This is a genomic window from Arthrobacter agilis (genome assembly GCF_030816075.1).
Taxonomy (GTDB): domain Bacteria; phylum Actinomycetota; class Actinomycetes; order Actinomycetales; family Micrococcaceae; genus Arthrobacter_D; species Arthrobacter_D agilis_E.
Genome location: NZ_JAUSXO010000001.1, coordinates 3,217,356 through 3,229,921, shown reverse-complemented (window position 1 = coordinate 3,229,921; position 12,566 = coordinate 3,217,356). Strand labels below are relative to the sequence as shown.

Below are 12,566 nucleotides of genomic sequence, written 5' to 3'. Positions count from 1 at the left end.
GCGTCAGCCCTGCGCCGCGGGCCGGTCGGTCAGTGCCACGTCCACCGTCCGCGTGTCCGAACCGCGGCGGGCCTCGACGGAGACGTTCTCCCCCGGGTCGCGCTGACGCAGCGCCGCCAGGAGGTCTTCGGGCGTCGACAGCTCGTCGTCCCCGATCTTCGTGATGATGTCCCCCGGCCGGATCCCGGCCTCATCCGCCGGACCGCCCCGCGACACCGACAGCACCACGACGCCCGTGGTGTCGCGGAGGTTCAGCTGCTCGGCGATCTGCGGTGTGATGGCGCCCGGAGCCAGGCCCATGAACGCGTGCTCGGCCGTGCCGTCCTCACGCAACTCCTCGGCCACCTCCGTGGCGGTAGGGGCGGGGATCGCGAAGCCGAGGGCCACTGCGCCTTGGGTGGGCGGGATGTAGGCCTCGCTGATGCCGATGATCTCGCCGCGCCCGTTCACGACGGCGCCCCCGGAGTTCCCCGGGCTGATCGCCGCGTCGGTCTGGATGAGGTCCACGAGAGACTGGCTCGAGGACGCGGACCCGGGGATCTCGCGGTGGAGGCCCGAGATGATGCCCGACGTCGCCGTGTTCTCGAAGCCGAGGGGCGAGCCGATGACGACGGCGAGCTCGCCGATGCGCGGCAGGCCGGACTGGAACGTGGCGGCGGGCAGGTCGGTGCGGTCGGCGCGCACGAGGGCCAGGTCGGAGACGGCGTCCGATGCCTCCACCGTGCCCGACACCCGCTGCCCGTCGGCGAAGGCGACCTCCACGTCCTGGTTCCCGTGGATCACGTGCTCGTTGGTGAGGACGAGGCCGTCCTCCGTGTAGATGACACCGCTGCCGAGCCCCTCCTCGGTGAAGATGGTGACGACGGAGGGCTGCACCGCATCGACGATGTCGGGGATGCTCATGTCGTCCTGCGAGCCCGACCCGGACGAGCCCGACGAGCCCGACCCCCCGGACGACGGCGAGGCCGACGAGCCGCCGTCCGCCTCGCCCTGTACCTGCGCGGGGGCACTGGTGGAGTTGTCGGTGGGCCCGGTGGCCGTGCAGCCGGTGGCCAGGAGCAGGAGTGCGAGGCCCGCGGCGGCGGGCGACGACGGGATACCGGTGCGGAACATGAGCGGGTCCTCCTGGGGTGGGCTGGTGCCCGGACGGCGGTACGACCGACAGCCACGGCGGTCTCCGGCCACTACCCCAGACTCTAGGAAGGTCCCGCCCCGGGTGACAAGCAGGAGTTGGCGGACCCGGCAGCACTGGACACACGGGATCTCCCGGTCCCGTGCAGGGGGAGCGGGGGCGGCGCCACGGACAGAGCCGAGGGCTTCAGGAGCGCCCGTCGGCGCCCCGGTCCGGTCTGCGGAGCGGGTGCTCGCGCCACGCGTCCCGCTCCGGGGTCTCGGGAGCGTAGCCCGGCCGGAGCAGCGGTTCGTCCGGATCGTCCTCGGGGTTCCGCTTCCGCGGGGCTCCTGTGCGGTGCGTGAGCCAGTAGCCCCAGCCGATGCACGCAGCGGCGGCCAGGACGATCACGATCCCCACGGCGAGCAGTACCGGCGCTTCGGCGGGAACCGTGCCGCCCGAGGACTCCGTGCGCGCGAAATCGGAGACCGCCTGCGGGATGAAGAGGGTGCTGAGGAACAGCAGGACGAGTCCTGCCAGGTACTGCTTGACGCCGACTTTCATGACTCCCCTGGATGTCCTCGCGAGCGGTTCGGGTTCGTTCCAGCTTAGGCCCTGCGTGCGGCGCCTAGGCTGGACGGGTGGATCAGACCCTGCCAGACAACCGCCGGCTCAGCCGAAGTATCCTCCGGCTGGCCGTGCCGGCCCTCGGTGCGCTCATCGCCGAGCCGCTCTTCCTGCTCGCGGACTCCGCGATCGTGGGGCACCTCGGCGTCGACCAGCTCGCCGGGGTGGGCCTCGCGTCCACGGTGCTGCAGACCGCCGTCGGGCTCATGGTCTTCCTCGCCTACTCCACGACCCCCGCCGTCGCCCGCCTGCTCGGGGCGGGCCGCCGGCCCGAGGCGCTCGCGGCCGGGCGTGACGGAGTGGGCCTCGCGGTCCTCCTCGGGGTCGTGCTCTCCGTCGCCGGGTGGACCGCCGCACCGCAGCTCGCCTCGCTCCTGGGTGCGGAGGGTGCGGTCCACGCGTTCGCCGTCGACTACCTGCGCTGGTCCATGCCCGGGCTCACAGCCATGCTCGTGGTCCTCGCCGCCACGGGGGTGCTGCGCGGACTGCAGGACACCCGGACGCCCCTGGTCGTCGCCGGCGCGGGGTTCGGCGTCAACATCGCGCTGAACTACCTCCTCGTCTACGGCGCCGGGATGTCGGTGGCCGGGTCCGCCCTCGGGACGAGCCTCGCGCAGTGGGGCATGGCGGCCGTCTACCTCGTGCTGATCGTGCGGTCCTCCCGGCGGGAGGGCGTGTCGCTGAAGCCGTCCCTCCGCGGCATCCGTAGTACCGCGAGCGTGGGCTCGTGGCTCATGCTGCGCACCCTGTCCCTCCGCGTGGCCATCCTCGCCACGGTGTTCGTGGCGACGGCGCAGGGCCCCCTGAGCCTCGCCTCCCACCAGCTCGTCATGACCGTCTTCACCTTCCTCGCCTTCGCGCTCGACGCCCTGGCCATCGCCGCCCAGGCGCTCATCGGCAAGGAACTCGGCTCCGGGAACCGGCCCCTGGCGCGGGCGCTCACGCGGCGGATGATCCTCTGGGGCGTGGGCTTCGGGGTCGTCACCGGCTGCCTGCTCGCCGCGGTGGTGCCCTTCGTCGGGTGGATCTTCACCACCGATCCCGCCGTCCAGGGCGCGTTCGCCGCCGGGCTGTGGGTGCTCGCCGCCTCCCAGCCGGTCTGCGGCTTCGTCTTCGTGCTCGACGGCGTCCTGATCGGCGCCGGGGACGCCCGCTACCTGGCGCTCGCCGGTGTCGTGAACCTCGTGGTCTACGTGCCGCTGCTGGTCCTCGTGGGCCGTGCGGACCTGACGGGAGGGGAGGGGATCGTGTGGCTGTGGCTGGCCTTCGGCGTCGGGTACATGCTGGCGCGTGCGGCGACCCTCGGGTGGCGTGTCCGGGACGACCGGTGGATGGTCACCGGCGCCACTCGGAGCACCGCGGACCGTAGGGCGTGACCCTTTCGGCGGAGGATACGCCGCCGGCATCCTCGGACATTTCCGCTGCGCATCCCCGATAATTCCTATTTCGTTGACAGTAAAAAAGTGCGGGGCTAGGATCGCCGACACAACCGCATTTCTTCGACATCGATTGCTATTCCCGCCCCGAACCAGGTGAGCCCGAAATAGCCTTTTCGTGTCGATATCCCACTCGTCGTATCGCGATGGAGCGAACATGAGCAGTGTCGGTCTGTTATACGTCGGAGCCGTTCTATTCCTCAATGGCCTCATGCTGATCGGTCTGGTCCCGGGCAAATCAGCGGCCATCCTCAATTTCTTCGTCGGGGCGATGCAGGTCGTGTTCCCGACGATCATCCTGATCCAGGCCGACAACGACCTCCCGACCATCTTCGGTGCCGCAGGCCTGTACCTCTTCGGCTTCACCTACCTGTACGTCGGGGTACTCCAGATGACCGGGATCAGCGGCGAGGGCCTTGGCTGGTTCTCGGTGTTCGTCGCCGCGTGCGCCGTCGTGATCGGCGCCCTCCAGTTCACCCTCGTGGGCGACCCCGTCTTCGGCGTCATCTGGTGGACCTGGGCCGTCCTGTGGCTGCTGTTCTTCCTCCTGCTGGGTCTCGGCAAGGAATCGCTCACCTACGTCACGGGCTGGTTCACGATCTTCGTCGCGCACCTCACCGGCACCATCCCGGCGTTCTTCCTGCTGGTGGGCAGGTACGAGACGAACACAGGCCTGGCGCTGCTGGTGGCCGTGGTGGCGGCAGCATCCCTGGGTGCAGCATTCTTCCTCGGCAGGAGAGGTATTCCGCGTGGCGATGCGTCCTCGCGGGAGGGCGTTGCGGTCTCGCCCGCCTGATCGTCGACTAGCGGAAAGAGGGTCCACTGAATGCCGATCTACGAGTATCGCTGCCCCCGGTGCGATGTCTTCGAGGTGGTCCGCGCCATGGGGGCGGCACCCGGGGTGGACGCCTGCCCCACCTGCGGTGAGCCGGCCCGGCGGAGGTTCACCGCCCCGCATCTCGCCAGGACGGGAACGGCAGCGTTCCAACTGATCGATGCGACCCACCGGAGCGCATCGGAACCGCAGGTCGTCTCCGGCCCGCTCCCGTCGGCGGGGGCACCGAGGACCCAGCCCTTCTCGTCCAATCCGCTCCACAGAAAACTGCCGCGGCCCTGATCCGCGGTACGGCGACAATCATCAAAGGAGATGAAATGCCTGACGTCATATTCCCGCTCGATTCGACCAGGAAATTCGAGGACCAGGAGAAAGTCGGACACAATCGATGGCACCCCGAGATCCCCCCGGTGGCGACCGTCAGGCCGGGCGATTCCTTCAGGGTCCACTGCCGTGAATGGTTCGACGGGGCGATCGTCAACGACGATTCCGCGGACGACATCCTCAACGCTCCCTTGCTCACCGTCCACAAGCTCAGCGGTCCCTTCGCCGTCGAAGGAGCGAAACCCGGCGATCTCCTCGTGGTGGATATCCTCGACGTCGGTCCCATCCCGCAGGAGGACTCGGGCCCGCTGGCAGGGCAGGGCTGGGGATATACGGGCATCTTCTCCCGGAACAACGGCGGCGGTTTCCTGACCGATCAGTTCCCCGACGCCTACAAGGCCATCTGGGATTTCACCGGGCAGGTGGCGACGTCGCGGCATGTGCCGGAGGTGTCCTACGTCGGGCTCATCCACCCGGGCCTGATGGGCACGGCGCCGTCGGCGGGGCTGCTGGCGAAGTGGAACAAGCGCGAGGGAGACCTGATCGCCACCGATCCCCACCGGGTACCGCCTCTCGCGTTGCCACCGGAGGCCGAACACGCCGTCCTCGGAAGCCTGGCTGCATCCGACTTCGACCGGGTGGCCGCGGAGGCCGCCCGTACGGCGCCACCCCGGGAGAACGGCGGCAACCAGGACATCAAGAACCTGTCGAAGGGTTCGCGGATCTTCTACCCGGTGTTCGTGGACGGCGCGAATCTGTCCCTGGGCGACCTGCACTTCTCCCAGGGGGACGGCGAGATCACCTTCTGCGGGGCCATCGAGATGGGTGGTTTCATCGACCTGCGGGTCGATGTCATCAAGGGTGGCATGGACACCTACGGGGTGAGCGAGAACGCCATCTTCATGCCCGGCATCGTGGACCCCCGGTACAGCGAGTGGATCGCCTTCTCCGGCACGTCCGTGACCCTGGACGGCAAGCAGCACTACCTCGACTCGCACCTGTCCTACCAGCGGGCCTGCCTGCACGCGATCGCCTACCTCACGAAGTTCGGCTACAGCCCCGAGCAGGCCTACCTGCTCCTGGGTTCGGCACCCATCGAGGGGAGGCTCTCCGGCGTGGTGGACATCCCCAACTCCTGCTCGACGGTCTACCTCCCCACCGCGATCTTCGACTTCGACATCCGGCCGTCGGCCGCCGGCCCGTACAGGGTGGACCCCGGCATGGGGGCGCCCAGATCGAGCAACGCGTAGGAGGCCTGCCGGGTGGCCCGGTGCCGGTGACCGGCATCGGGCCACCCGGCGGCGCCGTGCCGGCCGGGCTCTGGCGTACCGGTGCCGATGACGGCAGGATGTGGGGGAGGCCCGTGACCGAAGAGAGGTGAGCATGTCCACAGGTGTCGGTGTCCCTGCCGTCGACGAGGTGCTGGCGGAGCTGTCCGCTCTCGAGGATCCCCGGATGCGTGCGGTGAACGAGGCGCACGGAGACGATCACGGCGTGAACCTGTCCGCCCTGCGCGCGGTGGCGAAGCGGCTGAAGACCCAGCAGGACCTGGCGCGTGACCTGTGGGCGACGGGCGACACGGCGGCGCGGCTGCTCGCCCTGCTGATCTGCCGCCCGAAGGCCTTCGACCACGACGAGCTGGACACGATGCTCCGGCAGGCACGAGTCCCGAAGGTGCATGACTGGCTGGTCAACTACGTGGTGAAGAAGAGCGCGCACGCAGAGCAGCTGCGCATCGAATGGCTGGGGGACCCGGACCCCGTGGTGGCCAGCGCCGGCTGGGCGCTCACGACGGAGCGCGTCGGGAAGACACCGGCGGGGCTCGACCTCGCCGGGCTGCTGGACACGATCGAGGCCCGGATGAAGGACGCCCCGGACCGCCTGCAGTGGGCCATGAACCACACGCTGGCGCAGATCGGGATCGCCCACCAGACGCACCGGCAGCGGGCCATCGCCATCGGCGAGCGCCTGGAGGTCCTCAAGGACTACCCGACGCCGCCCAACTGCACGTCCCCGTTCGCACCGATCTGGATCAGGGAGATGGTGGGCCGGCAGCAGGGGGCGTAGGGCATGCCGCCCATGACCGTCGTCCACCCCCACAGCGCTCCCGTGCGGTCGATCCGGGTCGATGCTCGTCGGCCCCACCCGCCAGGCGGAGACCCGTCAGTCGGACACCAGCAGTGAGAACCCGAGATGCGGTACGGCGATCGGGATCAGGCGTCCCGCATCCGCAGGAGGGCGGACTCTCTCGCCGACCAGATGTGCCCCGGAATTCCCCACGACGACACGGCCGCCGGCATTGAGCAGCGCGGCGTTCCCAGGAATCGCCCGAAGCGTGGGCATGAGGATGGCCTCGAGCGTCCTGATCCTGATGTCACAGCCCGCTACTCCCGCGAACTTCCCTTCGAGCTGGATCGGCGCCGAGAAGGTGAGGATGTACTCGTCCATCCCGAGGTAGTCCACATACGGTCCCCACGCGGTCTGTTCGCCCGTCCGGTTCGCCGCGGCGAAGAACGGCATGTTCTGGTAGTCGTAGAAGCGCTCTCCGCCCGGCCTCAGGTCGAATTCCAGCTTCTCGATGCCGTGCTCGCGCCTGATCCACCACTCGAGACCGCCATCCTTGCTCCTGATGGCCTCGGTGGCGAAGATGGCGCCCGCTCCCACGACGAAATCGTGGGAGCCGAGGAATGCCTCCGCCAGGGCCTCCAGGCGTGTGATATCGCCGGGAGTGATCGACAGGGGATGAGGGTGGTCCGACCACAGCGCTGTCGAGTCCGCTGCGAACCTGTGGACATCGAGGCTCAGGGCGTTCATCCAGGCCGCGATCTCACCTGCGGCCTTGAGCGCCGGGATGGTGGCCGTCATCGGCTCTCCTCCTGGTTCGTGGGATACGCGAGGGTCAGTTTGGCGTCCACGAGATGGTGGATGTCGTGGCGGATGTGTTCCAGTATCAACCGCTGAGCCTCCTCGGGCGCGGCGTCCGCGATGGCGCGGGCCACGGCGAGATGTTCGGCGGCCACCCTCTCCGGATCACGCGTCAAGGACAGGGGCACCCACAGGGCCTGCACCGTCTCGGCCTGGAGCCGGATCTCCGCATTCATGAGCCGCGGCGACTGCGCCAGCACCGCCAGTTCGATGTGGAACCGGCTGTCGGCGTGGGCGCGGGCGTCGGAGGTGTCCGACATGACCAGGGCCCGAGCCAGGTCCAGGAGCCTGCCGACCTCGTGGGGTTCGGCCCGTTCACAGGCCAGGCGCACCGTGGCGGCCGCGATCGCCGCATGCTCGTCGCCGAGGTCCCGGATCTCGGCGATGGAGGTCTCCTGGAACCATTTCCTCATCGCCTCCGTCGACGTGAAGGGCTGCTTGACGATGAACGTCCCCCCGCTGCGTCCCCGCCGGGTAGCGACGATCCCCTGTTGCCGGAGATCCGACAGGGCTTCCCTGAGGGTGGAGGGCGCGACGCCGAACATCTCCGAGAGAGCCGTCTCCGAGGGAAGCCGCTCGCCGACCTTCAGCAGGCCCAGGGAGATCGCCTTGGAGATCCTGTTCACGATGGCCTCGGAGCGCTCGGTCTCCGGCAACGATCGGTAGACGTGGGCTTGAAAGGCCGGGGTGGGTGCCAAGAGGAGACTCCATGCGGTGGTAGGACAGCACTGACTCTAGCCGGGCGCCGATCCTCGACGCCGTACGACCGCCGGAGGCACTCGTCGTCGGCGGGCCTCCTCGCGGGCACGACGGCCGATCCGCCTGCGCCCTGTGGTGTCCCGAGTGTATCCGAGGAGATGCGTAATCCGGTGGAAACATAGGTTATGCCACTCTTGCTCCTACCACCAGGGCTCACAGTCCGCAGCAAGCAGCGTCTTCCGGCCTGCATTGCGGTCCTAAACATTTGAAACTATAGTTTTTAGAACGTGGCCCAGCTCACATGAGCCCTGAAGGATCCAGGAGAAGGAACCCGATGCGTGTAGATAGTGCGGAACCGCCCCAGCAGTCTGTGGCCGACGAGGACGCTGAGCATCTTGCCAGCCTCGGCTACTCCTACGAGCGCCAGTTCAAGCGGGAGATGACGTTCTGGGGGAACGTCTCGCTGGGGTTCACCTACCTGTCGCCGGTGGTGGCCGTGTACTCGCTGTTCGCGGCGTCGCTGGGGGTGGCCGGGCCCCCGATGTTCTGGTCCCTCGTCATCGTCGGCGTCGGCCAACTCCTGGTCGCCACCGTCTTCGGGGAGGTCGTCGCGGCGTACCCCGTGGCCGGCGGGGTCTATCCCTGGTCCCGCAGACTCTGGGGCCGCAAATGGGGCTGGATGAACGGTTGGGTCTACCTCGTGGCGCTCCTGACCACCATCGCCAGCGTCGCGTACGGGGCCGGGCCGTTCCTCAGCACCCTCGTCGGCATGGAGAACACCGTCGACTCCATCATCGTCTCAGGCCTGGTGGTCATAGCGCTGGCCACGATCCTGAACCTGGGCGGAACCAAGGTGCTGAACACCGTGGCGATGACCGGCCTTCTGGCGGAGCTCGGCGGTGCACTGGTGGTGGGAACCTGGCTGTTGCTGACGGCACGGCACCACGACCTCAGCGTCCTGTTCCACGCGTTCGGTGCAGGCGAGGGAAGCAACTACTTCGTGGCGTTCGCGGCCGCCGGGCTGATCGGCATCTTCCAGTACTACGGATTCGAAGCCTGCGGCGACGTGGCGGAAGAAGTCCCGAACCCCGGCCGCACCATCCCCAAGGCCATGAGGATGACCATCTACATCGGCGGGTTCGCGGCGATGTTCGTCTGCCTGTCCCTGATCCTCGCGGTCCCCGACTTCGCGGCCGTCATCTCGGGGGCCGACGCGGATCCCGTCGGCAACATCCTCCTCTCCGCGTTCGGGCCGATCGGCTTCAAGGTGGTCCTCGCGATCGTGCTCGTCTCCTTCCTCTCCTGCGTCCTGAGCCTGCAGGCGGCCACCTCGCGCCTCGCCTACTCGATGGCCCGCGACGGCATCCTCCCGGGGAGCAAGCTCCTGAGCACCTTCAGCGAATCGCGCCATGTACCTCCCTACGCCCTGCTTCTCGCAGGACTGGTACCCGCCCTCATCGTCATCGGATCGAAAGTCTCCGGTGACGCCCTGACCGTGATCATCTCCTTCGCGGCCATGGGGATGTACATGGGGTTCCAGATGGTCGTCCTCGCCTCGCTGCGGGCCCGCATCCTCGGCTGGAAGCCGAACGGGGCGTTCCGGCTGGGTGCCTGGGGCATCCCAGTGAATATCGCGGCCCTCGTCTGGGGTGTGCTCGGGATGGTCAACATGGCCTGGCCCCGGACACCGGAGGACGGTTGGTTCGCCAACTACGTCGTCCTGATCTCGGCGGTCTCCGTCGTGGTGCTGGGCCTGGTCTACATGGCGTGGAAGAAGCCGTACCTCAAGGGCGATGCTCCGGCAGCCGATGCCGTCCCGACCGGCGATCGCCGTCCCGTCCTCTCGACTCCCTCGGACGACCGGAGGTAGCAGAACCCATGTTGATCACTGGCATCAAGAGCCGGCCCGTCTACGACGAGCTCACACCGATGGGGACGGGCTCCAACCACATCGCCGCCGCACAGGGCAGCGGCGGAGAGCCGCTGGTACGGCTGCTCGGGGAGATGAGTCCTGAACAGCTGTCCTCGACCACCGTGCTGTACTCGACCGAGTCGTTCACCGGCAGGAACCACCTGGCCGACCTCCGCGCCTTCGCGGTGCGCGAGCTCATCGTGTTCCCGAGCAATGCCGACGCCGTGGGCGGGCTCGACGCGCTCCTCTCGACGGCCAGGATGGGCACCCGGCTGTACCTCTCCGGGTCCGAAGGGTTCATCGGCACGTCGATGCAGGTCGCCACCTCCTACGGCATGAACCGGGAAGAGGTCCTCCGCGAGCACGCCGGTTCCTTCGTGCGGCGCGTGTGGTGCGCACACTGCGGCCACTATTCCGAGAACGTGTCCCGGCGGATCTTCCGATGCCCGGGCTGCGAACGCGATCTGATCGTTCGGGACCACTACTCAGGAAGGCTCGCCGCGTTCCAGGGAGTGAAAGCGGACGGCGAAGTACCGGGCGAGCTCCCGGAGAACGAGGAGTTGGACACATGAGCGAAGCACACCACGGAGCCCTGCAGCTGAGGGTGAAGCAGATCGAGGCCGTCACACCCGAGATCAACCGGTACACGTTCTCCGCGGTGGACGGGTCCTGGCTCCCTCCCTTCTCGGGCGGCAGCCATATCAGGGTCGTCATCCCGTTCGAGGGGGAGACCAGGCGCAACGCCTACTCGCTCATGAGTTCGCCCTACGACACGAGCGAGTACCAGATCGCCGTCCGCCGGGTCGACGGAGGGAGGCGCGGCTCCATCGCCATGCACACGGACGTCCGCGAGGGAGACGTCCTCTCCGCCAGCATCCCGGCGAATCTCTTCCCCGTCTCCAAGCACGCGAGGCACCACGTCTTCATCGCCGGCGGCGTCGGGGTCACACCCATCTACGCACAGCTGGACGAACTCAGCCTCAAGGGAAGCTCGTTCGAACTCCACCTCGCCGTGCGTGGCCCGGAGCATGCCGCCCTGGGCCACGAACTGCAGGAACGCTACGGGGAGAGAGTGGTCCTGTACGGAGCGGGTGATGGGACCCGGCTGAACTCGCACGAGATCCTCGGCGGACTGCCACTGGGCACCCATGCCTACGTGTGCGGACCCTCGCGCATGGTCGACGACGTCATCCGGGCCGCCCACGCCCACGGCTGGACGGACTCGAACATCCACTTCGAGCGGTTCGAGGATCTCGGCTCGACCGGCGATCCTTTCTCCGTCACTCTGGCGCGGTCCGGCGCGGTGATCGAGGTGTCCCCCGAGCAGTCGTTGCTGGAGGCGGTCGAGGAGGCCGGGCACAAGCTCCCCTACCTCTGCCGGGGAGGTGCCTGTGGTGAGTGCGAGACCGAGGTCCTGGAACTCGAAGGCACCATCGACCACCGGGACGACTGGTTGTCCGAATCGGATCGATGCACGAACAAGCTCTTCATGCCCTGCGTCTCGCGGGCCACCTGTACAAAACTCGTTCTGAACGCCTAAGGAGAACACCGATGACAGCGGTATCCAACCCAGCCGGATTCACGCCGGAGGAAACATACACACCGGACGGAGACTACAGATTCACGAACTCCCGGGAGGCGGTTCGCCGCCTTCCCTTCCCGTTCCCGGATGACGAGTACATGTACTCGATGAATCTGGAACCGCATGTCCCGGCCGGTGACGGTGCCCTGAGGGCCGCGTTCGACGTCGATGAGCACTATGTGTCCGAGTGCGCGCACCGCGACCAGATGCTGCGGGAGATGCCGGGTGTCCACTACCTCGCGCTGCCGCACATGATGGAAGCGCAGTGGGACCTCCTGGAGCTCATCTTCGAGTCGTACGACAGGGATTTCCCCGAGCACTTCACCCTCACCAAGAACGGGAACGAGTGGCGGTGGCAGAACCGGCTCCTCGGCATCGATGATTCCTTCACGTTCGGCGATCCCGCCACCCTGCCCATGGACCCGATGGAGTACGCGACACGCCAGGCCCAGGGTGAGTTCGTCGTCCTCGAGGAGAGGGACAACACCCTCGTCATCGGTGCCGGCATGACGACGCAGCGCGCCGACTACTCCCTGCAGTTCAACCTCGGCATGAACTTCTCCGAGTTCCACGGTCCCGTGCCCAAACTGGACAAGATGGGGATCCTCGACCGGGCCCTCAAGTTCCTGCTCCGCATGAAGCCCGGTCACCCCGTCCGGCGGGTCAACTGGTCCCTGACCGTCCACCCGCGTCTCGAGACCTCCGTGGAGACGCTTCCGGACTGGGCGCCGGACCGTGCGGCGGTCACGGCCGAGAACGCGGGGGACATGGTGTACCTGCGCATCGAACTGCAGCCCCTGCATCGTCTGCCCCGGTCCAACGCCATCGTGTTCCCCGTCCGTACCTACCTCGTCAGCCTGGCCGAGCTGGTGGAGCACGCTCCTGACTGGGCGAAACGGGTCCATCGGGCACTCGCCTCCCTGGACCCCGAACTCGCCGACTACAAGGGCTTCCACCGCTACCACGGTGCTGCCGTCGAGTGGCTCTCGCAGCACGACGACGGTGCACCGCTGGCGACGGGTTACCCCTGGTACCCGGAGGGGATCCAGCCCGGAAGGACCCCGGCCGAGTAGCCGCCAGGCCCGGGGCCACCACGGCGTCCGGTGGCCCCGGGC

General features: G+C 68.0%; 13 protein-coding genes. 9 read left to right on the top strand and 4 right to left on the bottom strand.

Annotated features, from left to right (window positions below; all coding sequences use genetic code 11):
- Window positions 1-3: 3 nt before the first annotated feature.
- Together QFZ50_RS15175 and QFZ50_RS15170 are read right to left on the bottom strand one after the other, a co-directional pair.
- Complete coding sequence (locus QFZ50_RS15175; protein ID WP_307085564.1) at window positions 4-1,113, bottom strand: S1C family serine protease; 1,110 nt, start codon at window positions 1,111-1,113, stop codon at window positions 4-6.
- A gap of 205 nt (window positions 1,114-1,318) precedes the next feature.
- Entirely contained in the window at window positions 1,319-1,675 is a 357-nt protein-coding gene (locus tag QFZ50_RS15170) for a hypothetical protein (protein ID WP_307085562.1), read from the bottom strand.
- A 77-nt stretch (window positions 1,676-1,752) separates the two neighbouring features.
- Here QFZ50_RS15170 and QFZ50_RS15165 point away from each other — a divergent pair, with 77 nt between their 5' ends.
- The 5 genes from QFZ50_RS15165 to QFZ50_RS15145 all read left to right on the top strand — a co-directional run bounded on the left by QFZ50_RS15165 (window position 1,753) and on the right by QFZ50_RS15145 (window position 6,400).
- Entirely contained in the window at window positions 1,753-3,114 is a 1,362-nt protein-coding gene (locus QFZ50_RS15165) for an MATE family efflux transporter (RefSeq protein WP_307085560.1), read from the top strand.
- Window positions 3,115-3,331: 217 nt separating this feature from the next.
- The gene (locus QFZ50_RS15160; protein ID WP_307085558.1) at window positions 3,332-3,970 is read left to right on the top strand and encodes an AmiS/UreI family transporter; all 639 of its coding nucleotides are present in this window, start codon (window positions 3,332-3,334) and stop codon (window positions 3,968-3,970) included.
- 30 nt (window positions 3,971-4,000) lie between these two features.
- On the top strand, window positions 4,001-4,291 hold the full coding sequence (locus QFZ50_RS15155) for an FmdB family zinc ribbon protein (protein ID WP_307085556.1): 291 nt from the start codon (window positions 4,001-4,003) through the stop codon (window positions 4,289-4,291).
- Between the two features lie 35 nt (window positions 4,292-4,326).
- Window positions 4,327-5,583, top strand: a complete 1,257-nt coding sequence (gene fmdA, locus QFZ50_RS15150; RefSeq protein WP_307085555.1) for a formamidase — start codon at window positions 4,327-4,329, stop codon at window positions 5,581-5,583.
- A gap of 133 nt (window positions 5,584-5,716) precedes the next feature.
- Window positions 5,717-6,400, top strand: a complete 684-nt coding sequence (locus QFZ50_RS15145) for a DNA alkylation repair protein (RefSeq protein WP_307085553.1) — start codon at window positions 5,717-5,719, stop codon at window positions 6,398-6,400.
- Window positions 6,401-6,496: 96 nt separating this feature from the next.
- On the opposite strand, the gene QFZ50_RS15140 is transcribed toward QFZ50_RS15145, so the two are convergent.
- Window positions 6,497-7,198, bottom strand: coding sequence for a cache domain-containing protein (locus tag QFZ50_RS15140; RefSeq protein WP_307085551.1), 702 nt, complete (start codon window positions 7,196-7,198; stop codon window positions 6,497-6,499).
- Window positions 7,195-7,956 carry a FadR/GntR family transcriptional regulator gene (locus QFZ50_RS15135; protein ID WP_307085548.1) on the bottom strand — a complete coding sequence of 254 codons (762 nt, stop codon included), beginning with the start codon at window positions 7,954-7,956 and terminating at the stop codon, window positions 7,195-7,197. The genes QFZ50_RS15140 and QFZ50_RS15135 overlap by 4 nt, the downstream gene beginning before the upstream one ends.
- A gap of 335 nt (window positions 7,957-8,291) precedes the next feature.
- On the opposite strand from QFZ50_RS15135, the gene QFZ50_RS15130 reads away from it, so the two are divergent.
- The 4 genes from QFZ50_RS15130 (at window position 8,292) to QFZ50_RS15115 (ending at window position 12,524) form a co-directional block, all read left to right on the top strand.
- A complete protein-coding gene (locus QFZ50_RS15130; protein WP_307085546.1) occupies window positions 8,292-9,827 on the top strand; it encodes an APC family permease in 1,536 nt (511 codons plus the stop codon).
- Window positions 9,828-9,835: 8 nt separating this feature from the next.
- Window positions 9,836-10,441, top strand: a complete 606-nt coding sequence (locus QFZ50_RS15125; RefSeq protein WP_307085544.1) for a dimethylamine monooxygenase subunit DmmA family protein — start codon at window positions 9,836-9,838, stop codon at window positions 10,439-10,441.
- On the top strand, window positions 10,438-11,409 hold the full coding sequence (locus tag QFZ50_RS15120) for a PDR/VanB family oxidoreductase (protein ID WP_307085542.1): 972 nt from the start codon (window positions 10,438-10,440) through the stop codon (window positions 11,407-11,409). The genes QFZ50_RS15125 and QFZ50_RS15120 overlap by 4 nt, the downstream gene beginning before the upstream one ends.
- 149 nt (window positions 11,410-11,558) lie before the next feature.
- Window positions 11,559-12,524, top strand: coding sequence for a heme-dependent oxidative N-demethylase family protein (locus QFZ50_RS15115; RefSeq protein WP_307085540.1), 966 nt, complete (start codon window positions 11,559-11,561; stop codon window positions 12,522-12,524).
- Window positions 12,525-12,566: the final 42 nt, after the last annotated feature.